23 protein-coding genes are annotated in these 23,788 nt (G+C 68.1%); 7 read left to right on the top strand and 16 right to left on the bottom strand.

Features of this window, described 5'->3' with window-relative positions; all coding sequences use genetic code 11:
- Positions 1-285: 285 nt before the first annotated feature.
- A complete protein-coding gene (trhO, locus tag E3O65_RS13875; protein WP_134364325.1) occupies positions 286-1,212 on the top strand; it encodes an oxygen-dependent tRNA uridine(34) hydroxylase TrhO in 927 nt (308 codons plus the stop codon).
- Here trhO and E3O65_RS13870 read toward each other — a convergent pair.
- On the bottom strand, positions 1,209-1,466 hold the full coding sequence (locus tag E3O65_RS13870; protein ID WP_134364324.1) for a hypothetical protein: 258 nt from the start codon (positions 1,464-1,466) through the stop codon (positions 1,209-1,211). The genes trhO and E3O65_RS13870 overlap by 4 nt on opposite strands.
- 105 nt (positions 1,467-1,571) lie before the next feature.
- Here E3O65_RS13870 and E3O65_RS13865 point away from each other — a divergent pair, with 105 nt between their 5' ends.
- From E3O65_RS13865 to E3O65_RS13855, 3 genes are read left to right on the top strand one after another with little or no spacing between them, the layout of a single operon-like run.
- A complete protein-coding gene (locus E3O65_RS13865; protein WP_134364323.1) occupies positions 1,572-2,522 on the top strand; it encodes an ABC transporter ATP-binding protein in 951 nt (316 codons plus the stop codon).
- The gene (locus E3O65_RS13860; RefSeq protein WP_134364322.1) at positions 2,519-3,361 is read left to right on the top strand and encodes an ABC transporter permease; all 843 of its coding nucleotides are present in this window, start codon (positions 2,519-2,521) and stop codon (positions 3,359-3,361) included. Before E3O65_RS13865 ends, E3O65_RS13860 begins: the two co-directional genes overlap by 4 nt.
- A 23-nt stretch (positions 3,362-3,384) precedes the next feature.
- Positions 3,385-4,401 (top strand): MDR family oxidoreductase, encoded by a 1,017-nt coding sequence (locus E3O65_RS13855; protein ID WP_134364321.1) that lies wholly within the window; start codon positions 3,385-3,387, stop codon positions 4,399-4,401.
- 26 nt (positions 4,402-4,427) lie between these two features.
- Here E3O65_RS13855 and E3O65_RS13850 read toward each other — a convergent pair whose 3' ends face one another.
- From E3O65_RS13850 to hemE, 12 genes are all read right to left on the bottom strand, one after another.
- A complete protein-coding gene (locus E3O65_RS13850) occupies positions 4,428-4,778 on the bottom strand; it encodes a hypothetical protein (RefSeq protein WP_134364320.1) in 351 nt (116 codons plus the stop codon).
- 77 nt (positions 4,779-4,855) lie between these two features.
- The gene (gene hemL / locus E3O65_RS13845; RefSeq protein ID WP_134364399.1) at positions 4,856-6,184 is read right to left on the bottom strand and encodes a glutamate-1-semialdehyde 2,1-aminomutase; all 1,329 of its coding nucleotides are present in this window, start codon (positions 6,182-6,184) and stop codon (positions 4,856-4,858) included.
- Positions 6,184-7,170, bottom strand: coding sequence for a porphobilinogen synthase (gene hemB, locus E3O65_RS13840; protein ID WP_422386430.1), 987 nt, complete (start codon positions 7,168-7,170; stop codon positions 6,184-6,186). Before hemB ends, hemL begins: the two co-directional genes overlap by 1 nt.
- Positions 7,171-7,286: 116 nt before the next feature.
- Positions 7,287-8,078, bottom strand: coding sequence for a uroporphyrinogen-III synthase (locus E3O65_RS13835; RefSeq protein ID WP_134364398.1), 792 nt, complete (start codon positions 8,076-8,078; stop codon positions 7,287-7,289).
- Positions 8,078-9,031 (bottom strand): hydroxymethylbilane synthase, encoded by a 954-nt coding sequence (gene hemC / locus E3O65_RS13830; RefSeq protein WP_134364318.1) that lies wholly within the window; start codon positions 9,029-9,031, stop codon positions 8,078-8,080. Before hemC ends, E3O65_RS13835 begins: the two co-directional genes overlap by 1 nt.
- On the bottom strand, positions 9,028-10,122 hold the full coding sequence (locus E3O65_RS13825; RefSeq protein WP_134364317.1) for a ferrochelatase: 1,095 nt from the start codon (positions 10,120-10,122) through the stop codon (positions 9,028-9,030). Before E3O65_RS13825 ends, hemC begins: the two co-directional genes overlap by 4 nt.
- Complete coding sequence (hemQ, locus tag E3O65_RS13820) at positions 10,122-10,886, bottom strand: hydrogen peroxide-dependent heme synthase (RefSeq protein ID WP_134364316.1); 765 nt, start codon at positions 10,884-10,886, stop codon at positions 10,122-10,124. The genes E3O65_RS13825 and hemQ overlap by 1 nt, the downstream gene beginning before the upstream one ends.
- Positions 10,887-10,955: 69 nt before the next feature.
- Positions 10,956-11,273: a DUF3618 domain-containing protein gene (locus tag E3O65_RS13815; protein WP_134364315.1), complete on the bottom strand. Its 318-nt coding sequence runs from the start codon at positions 11,271-11,273 to the stop codon at positions 10,956-10,958.
- Positions 11,263-11,679 (bottom strand): phage holin family protein, encoded by a 417-nt coding sequence (locus E3O65_RS16770; RefSeq protein WP_166785764.1) that lies wholly within the window; start codon positions 11,677-11,679, stop codon positions 11,263-11,265. The genes E3O65_RS13815 and E3O65_RS16770 overlap by 11 nt, the downstream gene beginning before the upstream one ends.
- A gap of 49 nt (positions 11,680-11,728) precedes the next feature.
- Positions 11,729-12,091 carry a hypothetical protein gene (locus tag E3O65_RS16765; RefSeq protein ID WP_166785763.1) on the bottom strand — a complete coding sequence of 121 codons (363 nt, stop codon included), beginning with the start codon at positions 12,089-12,091 and terminating at the stop codon, positions 11,729-11,731.
- 87 nt (positions 12,092-12,178) lie between these two features.
- A complete protein-coding gene (hemG, locus tag E3O65_RS13805) occupies positions 12,179-13,690 on the bottom strand; it encodes a protoporphyrinogen oxidase (protein ID WP_134364313.1) in 1,512 nt (503 codons plus the stop codon).
- A 50-nt stretch (positions 13,691-13,740) separates the two neighbouring features.
- Positions 13,741-14,913 (bottom strand): uroporphyrinogen decarboxylase, encoded by a 1,173-nt coding sequence (gene hemE, locus E3O65_RS13800; protein WP_134364312.1) that lies wholly within the window; start codon positions 14,911-14,913, stop codon positions 13,741-13,743.
- A gap of 72 nt (positions 14,914-14,985) precedes the next feature.
- Between hemE and E3O65_RS13795 the strand changes: the two genes are divergently transcribed.
- On the top strand, positions 14,986-16,350 hold the full coding sequence (locus E3O65_RS13795; RefSeq protein WP_134364311.1) for a glutamyl-tRNA reductase: 1,365 nt from the start codon (positions 14,986-14,988) through the stop codon (positions 16,348-16,350).
- A 312-nt stretch (positions 16,351-16,662) separates the two neighbouring features.
- On the opposite strand, the gene E3O65_RS13790 is transcribed toward E3O65_RS13795, so the two are convergent.
- Positions 16,663-18,048 carry a glycine--tRNA ligase gene (locus E3O65_RS13790; RefSeq protein WP_134364397.1) on the bottom strand — a complete coding sequence of 462 codons (1,386 nt, stop codon included), beginning with the start codon at positions 18,046-18,048 and terminating at the stop codon, positions 16,663-16,665.
- Positions 18,049-18,213: 165 nt separating this feature from the next.
- Here E3O65_RS13790 and E3O65_RS13785 point away from each other — a divergent pair, with 165 nt between their 5' ends.
- Positions 18,214-20,508: a carbon starvation CstA family protein gene (locus tag E3O65_RS13785; RefSeq protein WP_134364310.1), complete on the top strand. Its 2,295-nt coding sequence runs from the start codon at positions 18,214-18,216 to the stop codon at positions 20,506-20,508.
- Positions 20,505-20,750 (top strand): YbdD/YjiX family protein, encoded by a 246-nt coding sequence (locus E3O65_RS13780; protein ID WP_134364309.1) that lies wholly within the window; start codon positions 20,505-20,507, stop codon positions 20,748-20,750. The genes E3O65_RS13785 and E3O65_RS13780 overlap by 4 nt, the downstream gene beginning before the upstream one ends.
- Positions 20,751-20,831: 81 nt before the next feature.
- Here E3O65_RS13780 and E3O65_RS13775 read toward each other — a convergent pair whose 3' ends face one another.
- Both E3O65_RS13775 and E3O65_RS13770 read right to left on the bottom strand, forming a co-directional pair.
- Positions 20,832-21,740, bottom strand: coding sequence for a serine hydrolase (locus tag E3O65_RS13775; RefSeq protein ID WP_134364308.1), 909 nt, complete (start codon positions 21,738-21,740; stop codon positions 20,832-20,834).
- 74 nt (positions 21,741-21,814) lie between these two features.
- Positions 21,815-23,779: a M13 family metallopeptidase gene (locus E3O65_RS13770; protein ID WP_134364307.1), complete on the bottom strand. Its 1,965-nt coding sequence runs from the start codon at positions 23,777-23,779 to the stop codon at positions 21,815-21,817.
- Between the last annotated feature and the right edge of the window lie 9 nt (positions 23,780-23,788).

Below are 23,788 nucleotides of genomic sequence, written 5' to 3'. Positions count from 1 at the left end.
CCACAGCGCCCGGCCAATGCAGCGCCCGGTCCCGTCCGGATTCGGCATTCGCATATGGTTCTGCTGCCCGCCCTGTTGACGTTCAGACCGGCTTCCGTCGCGGTAATCGTGCTGGCAACGCCCTGGGCCTGATCCCGGAGACCGTGGCCGTGGCTCTGGACCCGATGCGGTCGTGACCGGGTCGGTCGCGGGGGTGAACGGAGCTCTCTTGGTCATCGGTCGCCACCGCCACGTGCGCAGCTTTTCCCGGCGTCGAGCTCCCGCCCGCTCCCGTAAAATGTCATGGTGGCCATTCCGAAGATTCTTCTCTACTACGTCTTCACTCCGCTGGCCGACCCCGAAGCCGTGCGGCTCTGGCAGCGCGACCTGTGCGAATCGCTCGGTCTGCGCGGCCGCATCCTGATCTCGGCCGATGGCCTCAACGGCACCGTCGGCGGCGACCTGCCCGCAATCAAGCGCTACCTGCGCAAGACCCGGGACTACGCCCCGTTCAAGCAGCTCGACGTCAAGTGGAGCGAGGGAACCGGCCTCGACGAGCAGGGCCTGAGCCTCGACTTCCCCCGGCTGGTCGTGAAAGTGCGGGACGAGATCGTGAGCTTCGGCGCGCCCGGCGAGCTACGGGTCGACGCCAATGGTGTGATCGGCGGCGGCGCCAAGCTCTCCCCGTCCGAGCTGCACGCCCTCGTCGGCGAGCGAGGCGACGACGTCGTGTTCTTCGACGGCCGCAACGCGTTCGAGGCCGAGATCGGCCGCTTCCAGAACGCGATCGTGCCGGATGTCGCCAACACCCGCGAGTTCGTGGCCGAGCTGGAGAGTGGCAAGTACGACCACCTCAAGGACAAGCCCGTCGTCACGTACTGCACCGGCGGCATCCGCTGCGAGGTACTCAGTTCCCTGATGAGGAATCGCGGTTTCGGAGAGGTGTACCAGCTCGACGGCGGCGTCGTGCGCTACGGCGAGGCCTTCGGTGACAACGGCCTCTGGAACGGCTCGCTCTACGTCTTCGACCAGCGGATGTCCCTGGACTTCGGCGACCGCACCGCCGTGATCGGGCGTTGCGCCGCCTGTGGCGAGCCGACGAAGAACATGCTCAACTGCAGGGATGCCTCCTGCCGGGAGCAGCTTGTCGTCTGCCCGAGCTGCGTACTCGCGGAGGCTCCGTCCTGCGCGGCGCACGGAGACACGCACGCCGACACGCACGCCGAGGCCTAACCGGCCGCTGTGCGTCGCCTGGCGCAGTGCGTCGCCTGGCGCTGTGCCGGGCCGCCGCTCGACAGCGCCACCAGGATCAGAACGTCGAGCGTGGGAGCGAGCAGCAGTGCCAACCCGTCGAGGCCCCGCAGGATCCCCAGCCCGAGGCTGGCGGCCGAGATGCGCCCCCCGACGTCTCGAGTGCCGGCGTGCCCGCGAACGAATTCGACGGAGATTTTGGTCCAGACAGCGTCTTTGGGGCCATATGCGGTCATTGGACCGAGAATCTCCGTCGAAGTGGTAACCGAACGATCAGGTCTCATTCCCCTAGGCTGGAACCAGATTCCAGCGACGGAGTACCAGCGACGGAGGGGGAACGGATGCCGGACGGCGCGGTCATCGAGTTCAGCAACATCACCAAGACGTTCGGCGGTGTCACCGCGGTGAACGACCTGTCCTTTACCGTGGAGCCCGGCCGGGTCACCGGCTTCCTCGGCCCCAACGGCGCCGGCAAGACGACCACGCTGCGCATGCTCCTCGGCCTGGTCGCTCCCTCGTCCGGCTCCGCAACGATCGGCGGCATCCGCTACCGGGACCTACCTCGCCCACTCCAGACCGTCGGTGCCGCCCTCGAGGCAGCCAGCTTCCATCCCGGGCGCACCGCCCGGAACCACCTGGCGGTCTACGCCGTCGCGGCGGGGCTGCCGGCTGCGCGCATCGACGCGGTGCTGCACACGGTCGGACTCAGCGACCACGGCGCACAGCGCGTCGGCGGCTACTCGCTTGGCATGCGGCAGCGCCTCGGTCTGGCCTTCACCCTGCTCGGCGACCCGGGCGTCCTGGTGCTCGACGAGCCGATCAACGGCCTCGACCCGGAAGGGATCAAATGGATCCGGGGCTTCCTGAGGGCCATGGCCGACGAGGGCCGCACGGTGCTGGTCAGCTCCCACCTGCTGTCCGAGGTGCAGCAGAGCGTGGACGACGTGATCATCATCGCCGCCGGCGCCCTCGTGCACCGGGGCACACTGGCGAGCCTTGAGACCGAGGCTGCGCCGCGCATCCTGGTCGATTCCCCGGACCGGCAGGCCCTGGCCACCGCACTCGGCCAGGCCGGAATCGAATTCTTCACGGGACGAAGCGGGCTGCTCGCCGCCGCGCCCGATACCGCCCTGATCGGGCACATCGCCTTCCTGGCCAGTGTGGAGGTCAGCGCCCTGCACCGGGAGAGGAGAGGGCTCGAAGAGGCCTTTCTCGCCCTGGTGAACGGCGGCGCACCCACAAACGGAATCGACAGCCCAAGCGCAAACGCAGACAAAGGGGAATCGCGATGACGTCCTTCAGTCGCGCCATCGGAGCCGAGTTCGCCAAGATCGGCACCACGCGCATGTGGTGGATCCTCGCCGCCGTGATGTTCGGCTACATCGCCCTGCTCGCGGGCGGATTATCGGCGCTGTTCGCGGGCATCGAGAGCGGTGTGATCAGCCCGGATGCCGCCGGTTCCGGCTCGCAGGGGCTCCCGGCGTTCGGCAGCCTCCCGCCCTTGATCTACAGCTTCGCCTCATCGATCGGCTATGTTTTCCCGGTTCTGCTGGGGGCTCTGGCGACCACCGGGGAGTTCCGGCACCAGACCCTCACCCCCACGTTCCTCGCGAATCCCCGGCGAGGCCAGGTTCTGGGAGCCAAGACGATCGCGCTCTTCGTGGTGGGGGCGCTCCTCGGGGTCGTCGCGCTGCTCGCATCCGTCGGCGTCGGCGCGCTCGTGATCAGCGCCTTCGACCTGGACCCGTTGCTCGGCGAAGGCGCCACCTGGGCGCTGATCGGCCGCACAGTGCTCGCCATGGCCGTTTGGTCGGCCATCGGGGTCGGCCTGGGCGTGCTCGTGCCCAGCCAAGTGGCGTCGATCGTGATCGTGCTCGCCTTTACCCAGTTCGTGGAGCCCCTGCTGCGCTTCGCATCGTTGTTCACCGAGGTGACGCAGGGGATCGGCAACTATCTGCCGGGCGCCGCCTCCGACGCCCTGGTCGGCGCGAGCTTCTTCACCATCGCCGCGCCGGGAGGCACCGCCGGGGCGATGTTGGAGTGGTGGCAGGGCGGACTCGTGCTGCTGGCGTATGCGGTGGCGGCCACCGTCATCGGCTACGCGGTGAGTTGGAAGCGCGACGTCACCTGACCCGGCGCGCGTAGGCTCGACTCATGGGTATTGAGACTGAGTTCCGCGCCATCGTCGTCGACCGCACAGAGGATGCCGACGGTCGGAAGACTCAGGGCGCGACGCTCCGCGTGATCGACGACACCTTCCTGATGCCCGGGGACGTCACGATCGCCGTGGACTTTTCGAGCATCAACTTCAAGGATGGCCTTGCCCTGACGGGCCGCCCCGGGGTCGTGCGCACCTGGCCGCTGATCGCCGGGATCGACCTGGTCGGAACGGTCGAGCACAGCGCCGACCCGCGCTGGTCGGCGGGGGACCAGGTCATCCTCAATGGGGCCGGCCTGAGCGAAACCCACCACGGCGGACTCGCGGAGCGGGCCCGCGTCTCGGGAGGCTCCCTGGTGCGGCTGCCGGAGGGCATCAGCCCCGCGCAGGCCGCGGCGATCGGAACGGCCGGATTCACGGCCATGCTTTCCGTGCTCGGCCTCGAACGTGCCGGGGTCACGCCGGAGTCCGGCCCCGTTCTCGTGACCGGCGCGGCCGGCGGCGTCGGCAGCATCGCGGTCGCCTTGCTCGCCGCCGGCGGCTACCAGGTGCACGCGTCGACCGGTCGAATAGAAGAACTCGGCGACTACCTGCACGGGCTCGGCGCCGTCGAACTCGTCGACCGCGGCACCCTGAGTGAGGCCGGAAAGCCGTTGCAGGGTCAGCGCTGGGCCGGAGCGATCGACTCGGTCGGCAGCTTCACCCTCGCCAATGTCCTCGCCCAGACCACCTATGGCGGAGCGGTCACCTCCTGCGGCCTGGCGCAGGGGGCCGACCTTCCGGCCACGGTCATGCCCTTCATCCTGCGCGCCGTCAGTTTGATCGGAATCAACTCGGTCGAGGCCCCGCTCCCCCAGCGCGAGGAGGCCTGGCACCGCCTCCGCACCGACCTCGACCTCGGCCTGCTGGACAGCCTCACCCAGGTGATTCCCCTTGAGATGGCCTTCGACGCCGCAGCGGGCATCCTCGCCGGCACTCTTCACGGTCGCACGGTCGTAGATGTGCGCGCCTGAGTCTCAGGCTTCGAGCTGAGTCAGGTTCAACCACCCAGCTTGAGCGACGCAATCAGGTCGGGCGCGTGGTTGGTGGTCAGGATCACCCGGGAGAACTCATCGTCGATGAGATCGACGATGACCGCCTGGCGCTTGCGCTTGATCGCCAGGAAGTCCTTGCCGCCGTGGAACTTCCAGGTGCCGACCGCGACCACGAGCGGCAGGCCGACCCCGGGGGATCGGATCCCGCGGATCCAGATCCACGGGTCATCCGTGATCGTCACCGAACGGATGTTCTCCCGCGGCACGACGATGTCGTCGCGCCGCAGGGAGAGCGCCTTCTCCGCCCTCGTGAGGAGGATCTCAAGCCGGTCAGGGTGAACGCGGAGGGAAGCCATACGTCTAGTGTGCCTGTTCACGACCGAAATGGGCTTGTCATATCCTCACTGAGGAACGCGCCGCACCCGTGACGGGGTCACTCCCCGGCGGTTGCCGCCGCTGCGGCCTTCGCTGCGGCCGGCAGAGCCTCGAGGATCCAGCCCACCGCGCTCTCGTCGTGGGCGTCGGACACAAACCACGCCTCGAACACCGATGGGGGAAGCGATATGCCCTGGTCGAGCATGGAGTGGAAGAACGGCCGGTACCGGAACGCCTCCTGCCGCTGAACGTCGGCGTAGTTGCGGGGCGCGGCGGCCGCGGCCTCGGCTCCGAAGGCGAAGCTGAACAGGCTGCCGGCCCGCTGCACGCTGTGCTCGACGCCCTCGGCGGCGAACGCGGCGGAAACGGCCTCCGAGAGCAGGAGGGACGTGGCATCGATGTGCTCGTAGACACCGGCGTCCAGAGCCCGCAGTGTGGCGATGCCCGCGGCGACCGCCACCGGGTTTCCGGAGAGCGTTCCGGCCTGGTAGACCGGTCCGTTCGGTGCCAGGAAGTCCATCACGTCGGCGCGTCCGCCGAGCGCCGCCACCGGCAGGCCTCCGCCGATGACCTTGCCGAAGGCGAACAGGTCGGGCGTGTAGCCCGCTTCACCGCCACCGGCGGTGTCCAGTCCCCAATAGCCGGCCGGGTGCACGCGGAAGCCGGTGAGGACCTCGTCGATGATCAGGAGCGCGCCATGCTCGTGCGCGAGGGAGGTGAGCGCGGCGTTGAAGCCCGGATCGGGAGCCACGACGCCCATGTTCGCCGCCGCCGCCTCGGTGATCACGGCGGCAATCCGGCCCGGGTGCGCCTCGAAGGCGACCCGTACGGCATCCAGATCGTTGTAGGGCAGCACGAGGGTCTCTGCGGCGGTCGCCGCCGTGACCCCGGCCGAGCCGGGCAGGGCCAGCGTGGCCAGACCGGAGCCCGCTTGGGCCAGCAGCCCGTCCGAGTGGCCGTGGTAGTGCCCGGCGAACTTGATCAGCAGGTCGCGACCGGTGAAGCCGCGGGCCAGGCGGATGGCCGTCATGGTGGCCTCGGTGCCAGTCGAGACCAGGCGCAGCTTTTCGACCGCGCTGACGCGTTCCTCGATCAGTTCGGCCAGGATGGTCTCGCCGGGCGTGGAAGCGCCGAAGGACAGGCCGAGCGCTGCGGCATCCTGCACCGCCTGCACGACCTCCGGGTGGGCGTGGCCGAGGATGGCCGGACCCCAGGAACTGACCAGGTCGACGTATTCACGCCCGTCCGAGTCGGTGACGTAGGCGCCCTTCGCTTTCACCAGGAACAGCGGGGTGCCCCCGACCGACCGGAAGGCCCGAACGGGTGAGTTCACTCCCCCGGGGATGGCGCGCTGCGCGCGGGCGAAGAGGTCGTCGTTGCGGGTCATCATCGGGCCTGCCTTTCGTTGAGCCAGGTGGCCAGTTCGACCGCCCAGTAGGTGAGAACGGCGTCCGCGCCGGCGCGACGGATGCTGAGCACCGACTCCTCGACGGCCCGGCGGCGATCGATCCAGCCGTGCGCGGCCGCAGCTTCGATCATGGCGTATTCGCCGGAAACCTGGTATGCCCAGACGGGGATATCACTGACTCCGGCTACCTCGGCGAGCACGTCGAGGTAGCTCATGGCCGGCTTCACCATGACGATGTCGGCGCCCTCCTGGATGTCGAGCAGGGCCTCGCGAACGCCCTCCCGGCGGTTGGCGGGATCCAGCTGGTAGCTGCGACGGTCACCCTCGAGGGTCGACTCGACGGCGTCGCGGAAGGGACCGTAGAAGGCCGAGGCGTACTTGGCCGAGTAGGCGAGGATCGCCGTGTTGACGTAGCCGTTCTGGTCGAGCGCCTGCCGCACGGCGGACACCTGGCCGTCCATCATCCCGCTCAGTCCGAGCAGCTGCGAGCCGGAGGCTGCCTGCACGAGCGCCATCTCGCGGTAGCGCTCGAGGGTGGAGTCGTTGTCGACGCTGCCGTCGGCGGCGAGCACGCCGCAGTGACCGTGGTCGGTGAACTCGTCGAGGCAGAGGTCAGTCTGCACGACGAGGGAGTCGCCGACCTCGTCGACCAGGGCGCGGGTGGCTGCATTGAGGATGCCGTCGGGATCTGTGGCTCCGGAGCCGACGGCGTCGCGCACGGTCGGCACTCCGAAGAGCATGACCCCGCCGATGCCGGCTGCCGCGGCGTCCGTCACGGCCCGCCGGGCGCTGTCAATGGTGTGTTGGAGTACACCGGGCATCGACTGGATCGGCAGCGGGTCTCCCGTGCCCTCCCGGACGAACATCGGGAGAACCAGTTCGGAGGGGTGCAGGCGGATTTCGCTGGCCAGGCGGCGGAGCGCAGGAGTGGTGCGCAACCGTCGCGGGCGGATGACGGGGTTTATCACCCGTCAACCCTACGTCGCCCGGCTGGACGTGCGCGAACCGTGAGTTTCACCCCTCCGCGGGCTCGGAGAGGGAGTGAAACCCACAGCTCGGCGAGGCTGTGCCGGGAATGCGGTCAGCTCGTTTGGGCGACGTGTACGAGGGCCTCGATCAGAGCATCGGCGCTGGGTGCGTCGGCTACGACGTCGACCCGCAGGCCGATCGCGGCGGAATCCTTGGCAGTCCTTGGTCCGATACAGGCCACCAGGGTCGATAGCGGGATGGGACCGAGCTGGTCCTGAACCTGCTGGGCGACACTTCCGGAGGTGACGAGAACCGCCTGCACGTTGCCGGCGGCGACGTCCGCCACGACCCGCGGGTCGACAGGGACGCCGACGGTGCGATACGCGACGACCGACTCGACCTCGTGGCCGATGCGGCGCAGACCCTCGGTCAGAAGCGGCTTGGCGATTTCCGAGCGCAGGGTGAGGATGCGCAGTGGAACCTGGCCGGCGGTGGCCGCCTCCCACTCGGCAAGCAGTCCGCGGGCCGAGTTGTCTTCGGACGGCACGAGGTCGACGTGGTAGCCGGCGGCGACCAGGGCGGCAGCCGTGGTCTCACCGACGGCCGCGACGCGGGTGGTCGACGCCACGACGGCGCGGTGCGACGACAGCACATCGACTGTCGTCGCGCTGGTGACCGTCATCCAGTCGAAGTCTCCGGCGGCAAGGCGCGCCAGTGCCTCCTCGAGTGCGGGGGCGTCGTCGGTCGGGGCGAAGTTGATCATGGGAGCCACGATCGGCTGGGCACCCTTGGAGCGCAGGTCGGCGGCGACGTGGTCGCCCCACGGGCCGCCACGAGGCACGAGGACGCGCCAGCCGGTGAGCGGCTTGGTGAGGCTGGTTTTGGTCTTGTAGCGCGAGGTCATCACGAAGTCACCTTCATCGGGGCGAAGTCGGCAGCGCCGCCGGCGAGCAGGTCACGCGAAACACGGTCAGAGACATCTTGCGCGGCCTCGGTCAAGTGCGCAATGGAATGCGAATCGGGGGTCGCGGCGTGCGAGCTCACGACGCTGCGGGCGCCGTCCGGGCTGTACACCGTGGCCGTGAGGAAGAGCAGCCCGTCGTCGATGGCGGCCATGGCCCCGATCGGCGCCGCGCAGCCGGCCTCAAGCCGTGCCAGTACGAGACGCTCGGCCGTGACCGTGGCCTGGCTGGTGGAATGGTTGATGGCGGTGAGCGCGCCGGCGAGGGCCCGGTCAGGCCTTTCGTCGCGTACCTCGATCGCCAAAGCACCCTGTCCGGGCGCGGTGGGCCAGTCGGACAGCTCCAGGTACTCGCCGTCGACGGACTCGAGCAGCGCGAGGCGGCTGAGCCCGGCGGCGGCGAGTACGACGGCATCGAGATCGCCCTCGGCCACTCGGGACAGCCGGGTGTCGACGTTGCCGCGGATGTCGACGACGTCGAGATCCGGGCGCAGCGACAGAAGCTGGGCCATCCGGCGGGGTGAGCCGGTGCCGACCCGGGCACCGCCGGGCAGAGTGGTCAGGTTGAAGCCGCCGCGGGCGCACAGCACGTCGCGCGCATCCGCCCGCTTCGGCGTGGCTCCGACGCGGAGACCGGGGTACACGGCCGTCGGCAGGTCCTTGAACGAGTGCACGACCACGTCGCATTCTCCGGCCAACAACGACTCGCGCAGGGCACTGGCGAAGACGCCCGTGCCGCCGAGGGTGGACAGTGACTCGCGAGAGGTGTCGCCGTGCGTCGTGATGGCGATGATCTCGACCTCCGAACCGGATGCAGTCGCGATGCGGTTCGCGATCGCCGTGGTCTGCGCCAGGGCGAGGGCGCTGCCCCGGGTGCCAACGCGGATCAGGCTCACGGAGCCATCCCGGCCACAGCGGGCTTGAAGCCCAGGCGCACATTCTCGCAACAGCCCGGGCGGCAGACGTCGTACCAGGGACCGAGGTCGGTCTCGTGCGGGCGCGCGTCAGCGGGGGTGTCGTTCAGTCGCTCCTCGACCAGGTCGATCAGGCCGCTCACGAACGCCGGGTCGACACCCGGCGTCGGCACCCGCACGGACACGAGACCGAGCTCACCGGCCGTCTCGGTCGCCTCATTGTCGAGGTCCCACATGACCTCCATGTGGTCGCTGACGAAGCCCAGCGGCACGATCACGATGGCACGGATGCCCCGGGCGGGCAGCAGGGCGATGGCGTCGTTGATGTCGGGCTCGAGCCACGGCATGCTGGGCGGCCCGCTACGGGACTGGAAAACCAGCTGCCACGGGGTGTCCACGCCGACCATGACCTTCTGGGCGACGGCAAGGTGCTGCGCCGCATAGGCGCCACCCTCGCCGAAGCCGCGCTCGGACGGCCCGCTTTTGTTGGCGTCGGTCATCGGGATCGAGTGGGTCGAAAACAGGATCTCGACCTCGGTGGCCAGGTCGATTCCGGGGACCTGGGCCTCGACATCCGCGAGCCCCTTGTGCAGGGCGGTCACGAACGGGGTGACGAAACCCGGGTGGTCGAAGAACTGGCGCACCTTGTCGATGTGCACCACACCCTCCAGCCCGGTCGCGGTGAGCGCCGCCGCGAAGTCCTCGCGGTACTGGCGGCATCCGGAGTAGGAGCTGTACGCACTGGTGGCGATGGCCAGGAGCCGGGTCTGACCGTTGTCGTTGGCCTCGCTGATGGTGTCGCGGAGGTAGGGCGCCCAGTTGCGGTTGCCCCAGAGCACGGGCAGGTCGATGCCGCGCCGCTCGAGCTCAGCCTGAAGCGCGGCACGGAGCACGCGGTTCTGGTCGTTGATGGGGCTCACCCCGCCGAAGTGGCGGTAGTGCTTGGCAACCTCTTCGAGGCGCTCCTCGGGGATGCCGCGACCGCCGGTGACGTTGCGCAGGAACGGGATCACGTCGTCTTGGCCCTCGGGGCCGCCGAATCCGGCAAGCAGGATTGCGTCGTAGGTTGTCATTACTGCAGAACCTCCACGAGTTCGGCCGTCGAGATGCGGCGGCCGGTGTAGAACGGGACCTCTTCGCGCACGTGGCGGCGGGCCTCGGTGGCCCGCAGTTCGCGCATCAGGTCGACGAGCTCGGTGAGCTCGTCGCTTTCGATCGGCAACAACCATTCGTAGTCGCCGAGGGCGAACGACGAGACGGTATTGGCAATGGCGCCGCGGAAGGCCGCGCCCTTGCGGCCGTGGTCGGCAAGCATGGCGCTGCGCTCGGCCTCGGGCAGCAGGTACCACTCGTAGCTGCGCACGAACGGGTAGACGGTGAGCCAGGCCTTCGGCTCCACCCCGCGCAGGAACCCCGGAACGTGGCTCTTGTTGAACTCGGCGTCGCGGTGCACGCCCATGGCGTTCCAGGTCGGCAGGAGGCTCTTGAGGAGGCGACTACGACGCAGCTGGCGGTGGGCCCACTGCAGGGTCTCGGCGTCCGGTGCGTGGGTCCAGATCATCACGTCGGCGTCGGCGCGAAGGCCTGACACGTCGTAGAAACCGCGCACCGTGACACCCTCGTCCTCGACCAGGGCAATGACGTCGTCGAGCTCGCGCACGGCGTGCGGCACGTCGTGGCCGTCCAGGTCATCGGGGTTGCTCGGGTCCTTGCGCAACACCGCGAACAGAGTGAAACCCTGCTCCGACGCGGCTGGCGTGTCGGTGGTTCCGTGGGTCTCGGCAGAGGTGGTGGAGTGAGGTTGGTTTACTGCCTCTCCGGCAGCCGGGTGAGTCATAACTACTAGTCTCTACTTCTTTGCTGCGAGAGCCAAAACTACGCGGCCGACGGCCGGTTCCCCGGGACGTCAGCGGCGTTGCACGGCCTTCACGCCGAGCCAGACGGCGCCCACCGTGGCCGAGACGCCACCCAGGACGATTCCGGCCAGCGCGAGGGGGTTCTTCTCGCCGAAGTCGCGCAGGCGCATCGTGAACAGGCGCGAGCGCACGCGCACCTGCCTCGGCACGTTGAGCTTGTACTCGATCGCATCGAGCGTCTGAGCCAGTTCGACGCGGGCCCGCGTCGCCTCAGCCCGCAGCTCCGTCTTGCCCTTCGGGGCGGCCTTGGCCGCAGCGTCACTCTCGCTCACGGCGACAACGGTCTTCGCGTCCTGTTCAGTGCTCATACTTGCCAACTCCCTTGAACGCGTCGACGTCGCTACGGATGCTCGCCGTCACTCCGTCTGGATCGGATGAGGTTCCGGCCTTCACCCGATTTTTACCGATCAGCGCCAGGACCAGGGCGATCAGAAGCAGGGTGAGGGCCACAATCAGGGTCGCGAGCCAGAGCGGCAGCACGAGGTCGAGTGCGATGACGGCGAGCGCGACCAGCACCAGGACGGCGAAGAACGCGAACACGGCGGCCGCGACGAACAGGGCGACACCCAGGCCGATGTTCTTGGCCTTGCCGGCGAATTCCGCTTTGGCCGCTTCGAGCTCGGCCCTGACCAGAGCAACGATCTGGCCGGGCAGCTCACCGAGCAGCTCGAACGTGGATCTCCGGGACTTCGGATTGAATTCGCTGTTACTCACTGAATCCCCTTCATTCGGGCTGTCGAGGCAATTGCGATTGACGCGGCGATTACTGAGTGGCGGTGACGTCGGTGGCGTCCGGCACCGTCGATACCGGCGCAGTTCGCGCGGTTGGCGCGGTTGCGGCGGGTTCAGCCGGGTTCGGAACCGTATAGCTGGTGCCGGTGGAGCCAGGGGATTTGCTCTGCACCGCGGCGACGAGCTTCCTGCCGGTCGCGAGGAGCGCAGACGGCACATCCCCGACACGTTCGAGTGCGAAGTCGCGGGCCTCGTTCACACGGCGCTGCACGGGTGGCGCGTTCCACAGGTTTTCCGCTGATGCCACGATCTGGTCGTAGCGCTTGCGCCCGGCGCGGGCACCCAGCACATACCCGACGAACCCACCCGTGATGAACAGAAGCTTTCCCCGCATTGTGACTCCATTCCTTAAGATGTACGTAGTTCTCAGAGTATCCCCCATCCGGGATGGAAGCTGATTTTGCCCTTGTTGGAGGGGGAATCAGATGCCGAGAGCGTCGTGCCGGGTGCGGGAGGCCGCGGCGACGGCATCCGGGATCACCGATGCGAGCCCGGTGCCGGCCAGCCAGGCGCCCGTCAGCTCGAGCCCTGGCGTGGCGGCAACGACCTCCCGGACGTGGTCAACCCGCCCGGGCGCGCCCACGGTCGCAGGAGAGAGGGCGTCTGCCCAGACGGTTCGGGCGAACCCGCGCACGGCCTCGGCGTCGAGGTCCACACCTAAGATCGTGCGGGCGTCGTGCAGGGAGAGGGCGAGCAGCTCATCGTCGCTCAGGCGGGCCGTCGGGCTCATTTGGCCGGCCCGGCCATAGGACAAGCGGATGACGTGCCGGCCCGGTCCGGCCGCCTCGGCCAGCCACTCCCACTTGGCGGTCGCGTGTGTGAGCGCCTTCGCGGTGACCCCGGGCGTTGCAGCCGCGACGAGCACGCCGGTTCCGCGCGGGTGCGCGTCGAGCGCGGGGGCGTCGATCACGATCGTGGCCAGCTCGATTGCGGTCGGCTGCGGCCAATCGAGTTCGGCGAGCGCCGCGTGGGCGGGACTCAGGTCGGCCATCAGGCCGAGCGCCTGCGCTCCGGGGGTCGCGATGATCACGAATCGGGCGTCGAGGGTGGCCTCCGGTGCGCTGGCGTTCGTTCCTGAAGTGGCGGTTTCCGGTGCGGCTGCGTCCCGGTCCGCGGTTTCCGTCGCAGCCGGAGCGCGGGTGACCGTCCACGAGGGCGCGTCGTCGATGCCGGCGCGATGCAGGCCGGTGACAGGGGCATCCGTCACGATCTCCACACCGAAATGTCGGAGGTCCGCCATCAGCGCGGCCACCAGCCGGGACATGCCGCCGCGGAGCCCTGCCACGTTCGAGCCTGCCGGGGCAGCCGAGCGGAGCGAGAGCACGGCACCGGAGAGGGAACCGGTCACCGTGAGGGCGGAGTTGAGGCCCGGGGCTACGACGTCGATCTCGAGATCGTCGGCCGCAGAGGAATACACCCCGGTCGTCACGGGCTCCACGAGGCGCTCCAGTACGCGCCGGCCCATGCGCTTGCGCACAAGCTCGCCGAGGCTGTGTTCCCGGCCGATTGTCAGCACCGGCATCAGCCGGTCGGCGTAGGCGCGCCAAGCGCCGCTCCAGCCGATCACGCGACGCACGTCGTCGGCGAGCGGGGAACCGGGGATGCCCAGCACGCCGGCTTTGGGCAGAGGCACGCTGACCGAGCCGTTCGGCACGCGGTCGTTGGGAAGCTGCAGCCACGCCCCCGCGGGGTTCGGGGCGACGACCTCGTCGGACAGGCCGAGATCGTCGATGAACTCGGCCACTGCGTTGCGGCGCACGGCGAAGCTTTCGGCGCCGCTGTCGAGGGTGAGCCCGGCAACCTCATGGCTGCCGAGCGCGCCGCCCGGCACCCCGGTGGCTTCGAGTACGGTCACGCTCAGCCCGACCCGGGCGCAGGCACGGGCAGCGATCAGGCCGGCCACTCCTCCACCGATGACGATGACGTCTTTCATTCTCTGCCTCTGCGCTTCCCTCTGCGTGCGTGTGCTCCGTGTGCCGTCGATCAGGAAGCGGCCGGCGGGGACTGGTCGCCTGCGTCAGCCGTGACCGCGGTGACCTCGTGCACGAACGACACCAGCCGGGTCAGAACGTTCGGGTCAGTCATCGGCGGAACGCCGTGGCCGAGATTGAGCACGTGGGCTGGTGCCGTGCGCCCGCGCTCGAGCACGTCGAGGACATGGGCTTCGAGCACCGGCCACGGAGCGGCGAGGAGGGCCGGATCGATGTTTCCCTGCACCGGAACCAGTCCGCCGAGACGCCGGTTGGCTTCGTCGAGCGGAACCCGGTAGTCGACTCCGACAACGTCCGCGCCGACGGCGTGCATTTCCCTGAGCAGTTCTCCGGTGCCGACGCCGAAATGCACGACGGGCACGTTTCGGCGCACGGATGCGGCGCCAGCGGCGCTCGGGCCTGCGAGGCTCTCGTCATAGGTGAGGTCGCGCACGTGGGCGATCGCCGCGGTCGAGGCAGGTGCCACGTACCGGGTGTAGTCATCGAGGGAGAGCGCGCCGGCCCAGGAGTCGAATAGCTGGGCAGCGGAAGCTCCGGCCAGGACCTGCGCGCGCAGGAATCGTCCGGTGACCTCGGCCGTCCAGGCCATCAGCGCGGCCCAGGCGTCGGGGTCGGCGTGCATGAGCGTGCGGGCGTGGATGTGGTCTTTCGACGGGCCGCCCTCAACGAGGTAGGCCGCCAGCGTGAACGGAGCGCCGGCGAAACCGATCAGCGGCGTCGCGCCGAGTTCCGCGACTGTGCGAGCGACAGCGGCCCGGATGGGAGCCAAGGTCGTGTCGAGCACGGCGGGGTCGAGGGCGGTGAGCTCTTCGACATCCTTTGCGTTGCGCACGGCCTTGCCGAGTACCGGGCCCATGCCGGCGACGATTTCCACGTCGACGCCCACGAGCTTCAGCGGAATGACGATGTCACTGAAGAGAATGCCGGCGTCGACGTTGTGCCGTCGCACCGGCTGCAGCGTGATCTCGCTCGCCATCTCCGGCTCGAGGCAGGCGTCGAGCATGCGGGTGCCGACCCGCAGCGACCGGTATTCGGGCAGCGAACGACCGGCCTGGCGCATGAACCAGACGGGCGTCTTGTCTGGCCGGGTGCCCTGATAGGCGCGAATGAGGCGGGAATCGGCAGTGAGTCCGGTTGCGAGGGGGTGTTGCGCGTCAAGGTTCATTTCTTTGATTCTGTCAAACTTCCACGGCCCGGGCGATTCGAGGGCTCCAGCCGCAGGTCGTAGAATCGATGAGTGTTGATCTGTCTGTCCGCCAGCCATAAGAACTCCAGCTTCGACGTGCTGGAGAAATTGTCTGTCGGTGCGAGCGACACGGCAGGCGGAATCCTCGAACGGCATCCAACCCTGGTCGGCGCCGTCGTCGTGGCCACCTGCAACCGGTTCGAGGCCTACCTCGACCTGGACGAACCGGTGGGCTCCTCCCCGCTGACGGCCGTACACGCCGCTATCGACGGCGTCAGCGCGTCGACCGGAGTAGCAGTCGACGTGCTGCGGAACACCCTTGATCTCGTGCACGGCGGCGGCGTCGCCGAGCACCTGTTCGCTGTGACGAGCGGCCTCGAATCCGTGGTCGTCGGCGAAGGCGAGATCGCCGGTCAGGTGCGCCGCTCGCTCGAGCAGGCCCGAGTCGGCGGCACCACCAGCCCCGAACTCGAACGCCTCTTCCAACGCGCCTCGCAGACCTCGCGCGGTGTGAAGAACCGCACCGGCATCGGCGCCGCCGGGCGTTCGCTCGTGCGCCTGGCCCTCGAACTGGCCGAGAGCCGCATCACGGACTGGGCCGAGACCCGCGTGCTGCTGGTCGGCACCGGACGCTACGCGGGGGCGTCCCTCGCCGCGCTGCGCGAGCTCGGCGCCGAGGACGTGCGGGTGTACTCGCCATCGGGCAGAGCCCACAAGTTCGCCACCTCGCATCAGATCACCGCCGTCACCGAATCCGCGTTCGCCGTGGAGGCCGCCGAGGCCGACCTGATCCTCACCTGCACGACCGCCGACGTCCACGTGATCGACGCGGCCTTGCTCCACTCCGGGCGCGCTCTCTCCCTGCAGCTGCCGGCCGCCGAAGCGCGCACGCTCCCCGCCTGCCCGATGAAGGATGCCCCGACCGAGATCCCGCGTCGACTCATCATCGACCTGGGCCTGCCCCGCAACGTCGACCCGGACGTCACGGACCTGGCCGGCGTCGAACTGCTCGACCTTGAGACCATCCGCATCCACGCGCCGCTTGAGGAGCTCAACGCCACCAGCGACGCCCGATTGATCGTGGGACGCGCCGCCCGCAAGTTCTCAGCAGTCGCCGAGGAGCAGAGCCTGGCGCCGGCCGTCGTGGCCCTCCGCAGCTACATCTTCGACATCCTGGACGGGGAGATCGAGCGCGCGCGCAACCGTGGCGACAACAGCGAACAGACCGAGTCGGCCCTTCGTCACCTCGCCGGCGTGTTGCTGCACACCCCGATGGTGCGCTCCCGCGAGTTGGCCAGGGCGGGAGAGCAGGCCGCGTTCCTGACCGGGCTTGATGCCCTGTTCGGCATCCAGGTTGAGCTTCCCGCCGCCGGATCGGTTGCCGCTGTCGTCGATATCGGACCCGCGGCATCCTGACCGCGTCCGCTCGCCGCCGGCCTGACCCCGTCTGACCCGGCCTGACCCGGCCTGACCCAGTCTGACCCGGCCTGACCCCGTCGCGCGCGTCGCCGCGCCGAGCATCCGTTCGCCTGTGCGGCAAGCGCGCCAGTGTGGCTAATTCAGGAGATCCGGCGCGCCCTGTCGCCGCAGCCCAGTCGTTCCGGGGACACCGTGGCGCGCGCCCGGCAGTTCTCCTGAGTTAGCCCCACCAGCACGACGGGCCGCCGTGCACGCGGACGGCTGCCGGCTGCCGGCTCCAGCGACTAGACGGGTGCGAGTGCGAGTGGGCTAGGCGCCGCGCAAACGCACAGCGAGGTAGGCGTCGAGCTCGTCGAGGGGCACGCGTTCCTGCGCCATGGTGTCACGGTCGCGCACGGTGACGGCCTGATCCTCGAGCGAGTCGAAGTCGACGGTGACGCAGTACGGGGTGCCGATCTCGTCCTGGCGGCGGTAGCGGCGGCCGATGGCGCCGGCGTCGTCGAAGTCCACGTTCCAGGACTCGCGCAGCCGGGCCGCAAGGGACTTGGCCATGGGCGAAAGCGCCTCGTTGCGAGACAGCGGGAGCACGGCCACCTTGATCGGGGCGAGTCGCGGGTCGAGCCTCAGCACGGTGCGCTTGTCGACGCCGCCCTTCGCGTTGGGCACTTCCTCCTCGTGATAGGCGTCCACCAGGAACGCCATCAGCGAACGGGTCAGCCCGGCCGCGGGCTCGATCACATAGGGAACCCAGCGCTCGTTCTTCGTCTGGTCGAAGTAGGAGAGATCCTTGCCGGATGCCTCCGCGTGCGTCCTGAGGTCGAAGTCGGTGCGGTTGGCGACACCCTCGAGCTCGCCGAATTCGCTGCCGCTGAAACCGAATCGGTATTCGATGTCCACGGTGCGCTTGGAGTAGTGCGAGAGCTTCTCGGCCGGGTGTTCGAACAGGCGCAGGTTGTCGATGTTGATGCCGAGGCCCGTGTACCACGCCATCCGCTGGTCGATCCAGTACTGGTGCCACGTCTCATCCGTACCCGGCTCGACGAAGAATTCCATCTCCATCTGCTCGAACTCGCGGGTGCGGAAGATGAAGTTTCCCGGGGTGATCTCGTTGCGGAAGCTCTTGCCGATCTGCCCGATGCCGAACGGCGGCTTCATGCGGGCAGCCTGCAGCACGTTGGCGAAGTTCACGAAGATTCCCTGCGCGGTCTCGGGGCGCAGGTAGTGCATGCCGGCCTCGTCGTCGACCGGGCCGAGGTAGGTCTTGAGCAGGCCGGAGAAGGCGCGGGGCTGCGTCCAGATGTGCCGGTTGCCGCAGTTGGGGCAGGGGATGCCGTCGATGCCGCCTTCGGGCGGGCGGCCCTTCTTTTCCTCGAATTCCTCTTCGAGGTGGTCGGCGCGGAAGCGCTTGTGGCAGCTCGTGCACTCGACCAGCGGGTCGCTGAAAACCTCGACGTGACCGGATGCCTCCCACACCTTTCGGGGAAGGATCACCGAGGAGTCGAGGCCGACCACGTCATCCCGGCTGGTGACCATGAAGCGCCACCACTGCTTCTTGATGTTCTCCTTGAGCTCCACGCCAAGAGGTCCGTAATCCCAGGCGGACCGGGATCCGCCATAGATTTCACCGGCCTGGAACACGAACCCGCGGTGGCGGGCAAGGGCGATGACGGAATCGAGGCGGGACAGGGCGGCCACGGTGGCTCCAATGGTCGAGAGGGCGGAAAGGCTGGATAGCACGGAGAACAGACCGAAGCCGAACGGCGCTCAGCCCATTTTAGGCATCCGTCAGGAAACTGTCGCAAAGCTGTTAGCCTTGCTAAGGATTTCCGCAGACCTTGCGGGCACCTCAAAGGAGAGATCATGGGCACCAAGCCCCGCACGCCACACGATTCACCCAAGCGGGGTGAGGAACTGGACCGGGATCCCCTCCTGTTGCCTGTTGCCCTCGACCAAACCACGCATGACGCCGAAGAGGCCCACTGGACCCCGGCGAAGATCGTCCTCTGGGGTGCCATCTCCCTGCTCGGCGGACTCAGCTGGGTCATGCTCGCCGTCGTTCGCGGTGAGACCGTCAACGCCATCTGGTTCGTCTTCGCGGCCGTCTGCACGTACCTGATCGGCTACCGCTTCTACTCCAACTACATCCAGAAGCACCTGCTCCGCCCGGATGACCGGCGGGCGACGCCGGCCGAGTACAAGGCCGATGGCAAGGACTTCGCGGCCACCGACCGCCGGGTTCTCTTCGGCCACCACTTCGCCGCCATCGCCGGTGCCGGGCCGCTCGTCGGCCCCGTGCTGGCCGCCCAGATGGGCTACCTACCCGGCACGATCTGGATCATCGTCGGTGTCGTATTCGCCGGCGCGGTGCAGGACTACTTGGTGCTGTTCTTCTCGATGCGTCGCGGCGGCCGCTCCCTGGGCCAGATGGCCAGGGACGAGCTCGGCAAGGTGGGCGGCACGGCCGCCCTCATCGCGACTCTGGCGATCATGGTCATCATCGTTGCCATCCTCGCGCTCGTCGTGGTCAACGCCCTCGCCGACAGCCCCTGGGGAGTCTTCTCAGTCTCGATGACCATCCCGATCGCGCTGTTCATGGGCGTCTACCTGCGCTTCTTCCGCCCCGGCCGGGTCACCGAGATCTCGGTGATCGGTTTCGTGCTGCTGCTGGCCGCCATCATCGGCGGCGGCATGATCGCAGACACCGAATGGGGATCGACCTTCTTCGCCATCGACCCGCTGCCTCTCGCGATCGGCATCATCGTCTACGGTTTCGTGGCCGCCATCCTCCCGGTCTGGCTGTTGCTGGCCCCCCGCGACTACCTGTCCACCTTCATGAAAATCGGCACGATCGGGATGCTGGCACTCGCCATCATCGTCGTCCGCCCCGAGATCTCGGCCCCGGCAACCAGCGAGTTCGTGAACGGCGGCGGCCCCGTGGTGAGCGGCACGCTCTTCCCGTTCCTGTTCGTCACCATCGCCTGCGGAGCCCTCTCCGGCTTTCACGCCCTGATTGCCTCCGGCACCACGCCGAAGCTGATCGAGAAGGAACGCCAGACCCGGTTCATCGGCTACGGCGGCATGCTGATGGAATCATTCGTCGCCATAATGGCGCTCGTCGCCGCGCTGTCGATCGACCGCGGCATCTACTTCGCCATGAATTCCTCGCCGGCTTTGACCGGCGGCACCGTTGAGGGTGCCGTCACGTTCGTGAACAGCCTCGGCCTGACCGGAGTCAACCTGACTCCCGAGATGCTCACCGAGACCGCGAAGAACGTGGGCGAGGAGACCATCGTGTCGCGCACCGGCGGCGCCCCGACCTTGTCGGTCGGCCTCGCCAACATCATGCAGCAGGTGGCGGGCGGCTCGGGAATGATGGCGTTCTGGTACCACTTCGCCATCATGTTCGAGGCACTGTTCATCCTCACCGCCGTGGACGCCGGAACCCGCGTGGCCCGGTTCATGCTGCAGGACAGCCTCGGCAATTTCTTCCCGAAGTTCAAGAACACCTCCTGGCGCCTGGGCGCCTGGGTCACGACCGGCATCATGGTCGCCGCCTGGGGTGCCGTGCTCGTGATGGGCGTCACCGACCCGCTCGGCGGCATCAACACCCTGTTCCCGCTGTTCGGGATCGCGAACCAGCTGCTCGCGGCCATCGCCTTGGCCGTCTGCCTGGCAATCGTGGCCAAGCGCGGGCTGTTCACGTATCTCTGGGTCGTGGCCCTGCCACTGACCTTCGCGGCCGTCGTGACCATCTACGCGTCGTTCCTGAAGATCTTCTCGAGCGTTCCCAACGTGGGCTACTTCGCCCAGAACCGGGCGTTCTCGAAGGCCCTTGACGAGGGGCTCACCAGCTTCGGCACCGCCAAGACCGTCGAGGCGATGGAGGCCGTCGTGCGCAACACGATGGTGCAGGGCATCCTCTCGATCCTGTTCGTCGTGCTGGCCATGATCGTGATGGTCACCGCCGCGCAGGCCACCTGGAAGTCTTACCAGACCCACAGCTTCGGCACCAACGAGGATGACGCGGTGGCATCGCAGATGTTCGCCCCGTCCGGTTTCGTCGCGACCCCGGAAGAGAAGAAACTCGCCTCGCGCTGGGACGCGCAGATCGCCCAGGCCAAGCTGGACAAGGCGAGGAAGACGCCCCGCCGATGAGCTTCCTCGCCAGCGTCCGTGAGGGCGCGAAGGGATTCGCCTGGTTTATGAGGGGGGTCATGGGCGAGGACGCGTACGACAAGTACAGGGCTCACCATGAATCGCTTGACGAGGCCCACGAGCATTCGATTCACGACCCGGCTGCGGTCGCCTGCGACAGACCGGTGATGATGACGGAACGCGAATTCTGGCGCGACCAGACCGACCGGCAGGACGTGAACCCCCAGGGGCGGTGTTGCTGACGAGCTCCACCTCCACAGCCCCGAACTGCCCCCGCGAAGAGATCCTTCGCGGGGGCAGTTCGGTTTCGCCGACGGCTCAGTTCAGTGCACGTATTCGAGCAGGTCGAGGCCGACCGCCCGCATGCCGTCGAGCACAGCGAGCCGGGACGAGAGGCGGGTGTCGGCGAATGACATCGAGACCATGTAGGTCAATCCGGCACGCGGACCGCGCAGGATGCCGACCTCGCTGCGGACGCCGGCATCCGTTCCGGTCTTGTTCACCAGCAGCAGGCCGTGGTCGCCGGCGCGGTGGGCGAGCGGGTCGAAGCCGAAGGCGCTGGCGACCATGGACAGGTCGGCGCCCAACGACAGCCAGCCGATCACGCGTTCGCTCGCCGCGGCGTCGACGATCTCGCCGCGGGCCAACGCGGTGAACAGCCAGGTGAGCTCCTTGGCGCTGCCCACCGAGAGCTGCGGCGCGTCGTCGGGTCCCCGCTGGTCACGCACGAGGTCGAGCAGTGCGGTTCGGCTGAGCCCGAGCTGCTCGGCGCGGGCACGCACGGCGTCGAGGCCGACGGCGCGAAGCAACACGTTGGTGGCCAGGTTATCGTTGGCTGCCCCGATCAGGGCCGCGAGGTCGGCAACCGGAAGCGAAGGTGCCTGCAGGTGCTGCCAGAGCCCGGAACCGGCAACCGAATCGGCGACGCTGCGATCCAGGATCGTGTACGCGCCGAAGTCGGCGTCCCGCAGCCGGGCGGCCACCTCGATCAGCAGGAGCACGGTGCCGATCCCGGCCGTGGGCATGACCACGTGGTCGTCCACGGAGAACAGCACTCGACCGGTGACCAAATCGGTGGCACGGGCCGAGACCTGCACGCCGTCAACCGCGAGGTCGCCCAGTGCTTGGAATCCGCGGCCGAAATTCGCCGTTGCCTCCGCGCCACCGTGCCGCCCGCGCCGAACCGCGGAATGGCGCGACCGGCGCTCTGATTCCTGGGATGAGATGACCACAGTGGACAGGTCCTTTTATGGGTTCGGGCGGCTGGTCCCCGGCACCGCGATGACTTGCGGGTGGAGCGTTGAGGTCACCAGATCGTAACGCGCTTCTCCGGGTCCAACCAGAGACCGTCGTCGGGGGTGACCCCGAACGCCGTGTAGAACTCGTCGATGTTGCGCACGATCTGGTTGCACCGAAATTCGTTGGGAGAATGCGGGTCGATCGAGAGCAGACGGATGGCCTCCTCGTCGCGCATCTTGAGCTGCCAGGCCTGGGCCCAGGAGAGGAAGAACCGCTGGGCACCGGTGAACCCGTCGATCACGGGCGGCTCCTGGCCGTCGAGCGAGATCAGGTAGGCCTTCCAGGCGATCGAGAGCCCACCGAGGTCGCCGATGTTTTCGCCGATGGTGAGCGCGCCGTTGACGAAATGGTCGGGAATCTGCTTCGGGGCGAGCGTGTTGAACTGCTCGATCAGCGAACTGGTGCGTTCCTCGAAGGCCGCGCGGTCTTCTTCGGTCCACCAATCGGTGAGCAGCCCGGTGCCGTCGTACTTCGAGCCCTGGTCGTCGAAGCCGTGGCCGATCTCGTGACCGATCACGGCGCCGATTGCACCGTAGTTGGCGGCAGAATCGCGCGCATCGTCGAAGAACGGCGGCTGCAGGATGGCGGCGGGGAAGACGATCTCGTTGAACCCCGGGTTGTAGTAGGCGTTGATGGTCTGCGGGGTCATGAACCACTCGTCCCGGTCGAGCGGGTTGCCGATCTTGCCCAGTTCGCGCTGGAACTCGAACTCGTTCGTGGCGCGCACGTTGGCAATCAGGTCGGCCGGGTCGATCGTGAGGGTCGAGTAGTCGCGCCACGTGGCCGGGTAGCCGATCTTTGGGGTGAATTTCTCGAGCTTGTCCAGCGCCCGGGACCGCGTCTCGGCGGTCATCCACTCGAGGTCGGTGATGCTGCGGCGGTACGCCTCGACCAGATTGGCCACCAGCACGTCCATGCTCGCCTTCGCGCTGGGCTTGAAGTGCCGCTCCACGTAGATGCGGCCGACGGCCTCGCCAAGAGCGCCCTCGACCAATGAGACACCGCGCTTCCAGCGCTCGCGCAACTGGGGCGTGCCGGTCAGGGTGCGACCGTAGAAGTCGAAGCTGGACTCGACAAAACTTCTTGACAGGAACGCGGCACCGGAACGGATGACCTGCCACCGCAGCCAGTCTTTCCAGCTTTCGAGCTGGTCCTCCGTGAGCATCTCCGCCAGCCCGGTCACGAAACTGGGCTGGCGCACGACGACCTCGTCGAGTGCGCCCGCCGGGGTGTCCAGGCCCTCGAGCCACAGGTGCAGGTCTGCGCCAGCGGCCAACGCCGTGACCTGGCCCCAGGTCTTGAGGTTGTAGGTCTTCTCGCTGTCGCGCGAGCGCACCTTGTCCCAGTGGTGCGTGGCGAGCTCGGTCTCGAGTGCGAAGACGCGCTGGGCGCGGTCGGCGGCGTCCGAAACTCCGGCGAGACCGAACATCCGTTCAAGGAATGACTGGTAGGCCTCGCGGATCGCGGCAGATTTCTCGTCGCGGTAGTAGGACTCGTCGGGCAGGCCGAGCCCGCCCTGCTCGACGAAGACGAGGTAGCGCTCGGGGTCGCCCGGGTCGTTGTCGACGAAGAGACCGAAGGCGCCGGACACTCCCACTCGCTCGAGGCGTCCGAGGGTGGCTAGCAGTTCGGGGAGGGAGGTGACGGCGTCGACCGTGGCGAGATCGGCCGCGAGCGGGGTGGCGCCACGCTCTTCGACGCGGGCCTCGTCCATGAAACTGGCATAGAGGTCGCCGAATTTGCGTTCCTCGGTGCCGGGGGCGGCCGACTGGGCCTCAAGGATGATCTCGCGCACGGCCTTCTCCGATTCCTCGGCGAGAAGATAGAACGAACCCCAGCGGGCCTTGTCGGACGGGATCTCGCTCCGGTCGATCCACTGGCCGTTCACGTGCAGGAAGAGGTCGTCCTGCGGACGCACCTCCAGGTCAAGTTCGTCGCGGTCGATTCCGGATGCAGGCCCCTGGTCAGTCATACCTCCACC

The organism is Cryobacterium breve (genome assembly GCF_004402375.1).
GTDB lineage: Bacteria > Actinomycetota > Actinomycetes > Actinomycetales > Microbacteriaceae > Cryobacterium > Cryobacterium breve.
Note: the sequence above shows the minus strand (reverse complement) of the source record. Positions and strands in the feature narration are given on the sequence as shown.

What these genes read in the sequence shown, in the direction of transcription:
- E3O65_RS13870 (WP_134364324.1), bottom strand. Translation starts at nt 1,466, where the DNA reads ATGACCGCATATGGCCCCAAAGACGCTGTCTGGACCAAAATCTCCGTC.
- E3O65_RS13865 (WP_134364323.1), top strand. Translation starts at nt 1,572, where the DNA reads ATGCCGGACGGCGCGGTCATCGAGTTCAGCAACATCACCAAGACGTTC.
- E3O65_RS13860 (WP_134364322.1), top strand. Translation starts at nt 2,519, where the DNA reads ATGACGTCCTTCAGTCGCGCCATCGGAGCCGAGTTCGCCAAGATCGGC.
- E3O65_RS13855 (WP_134364321.1), top strand. Translation starts at nt 3,385, where the DNA reads ATGGGTATTGAGACTGAGTTCCGCGCCATCGTCGTCGACCGCACAGAG.
- E3O65_RS13850 (WP_134364320.1), bottom strand. Translation starts at nt 4,778, where the DNA reads ATGGCTTCCCTCCGCGTTCACCCTGACCGGCTTGAGATCCTCCTCACG.
- hemL (WP_134364399.1), bottom strand. Translation starts at nt 6,184, where the DNA reads ATGACCCGCAACGACGACCTCTTCGCCCGCGCGCAGCGCGCCATCCCC.
- E3O65_RS13835 (WP_134364398.1), bottom strand. Translation starts at nt 8,078, where the DNA reads ATGACCTCGCGCTACAAGACCAAAACCAGCCTCACCAAGCCGCTCACC.
- E3O65_RS13825 (WP_134364317.1), bottom strand. Translation starts at nt 10,122, where the DNA reads ATGACAACCTACGACGCAATCCTGCTTGCCGGATTCGGCGGCCCCGAG.
- hemQ (WP_134364316.1), bottom strand. Translation starts at nt 10,886, where the DNA reads ATGACTCACCCGGCTGCCGGAGAGGCAGTAAACCAACCTCACTCCACC.
- E3O65_RS13815 (WP_134364315.1), bottom strand. Translation starts at nt 11,273, where the DNA reads ATGAGCACTGAACAGGACGCGAAGACCGTTGTCGCCGTGAGCGAGAGT.
- E3O65_RS16765 (WP_166785763.1), bottom strand. Translation starts at nt 12,091, where the DNA reads ATGCGGGGAAAGCTTCTGTTCATCACGGGTGGGTTCGTCGGGTATGTG.
- hemG (WP_134364313.1), bottom strand. Translation starts at nt 13,690, where the DNA reads ATGAAAGACGTCATCGTCATCGGTGGAGGAGTGGCCGGCCTGATCGCT.
- hemE (WP_134364312.1), bottom strand. Translation starts at nt 14,913, where the DNA reads ATGAACCTTGACGCGCAACACCCCCTCGCAACCGGACTCACTGCCGAT.
- E3O65_RS13785 (WP_134364310.1), top strand. Translation starts at nt 18,214, where the DNA reads ATGGGCACCAAGCCCCGCACGCCACACGATTCACCCAAGCGGGGTGAG.
- E3O65_RS13780 (WP_134364309.1), top strand. Translation starts at nt 20,505, where the DNA reads ATGAGCTTCCTCGCCAGCGTCCGTGAGGGCGCGAAGGGATTCGCCTGG.
- E3O65_RS13770 (WP_134364307.1), bottom strand. Translation starts at nt 23,779, where the DNA reads ATGACTGACCAGGGGCCTGCATCCGGAATCGACCGCGACGAACTTGAC.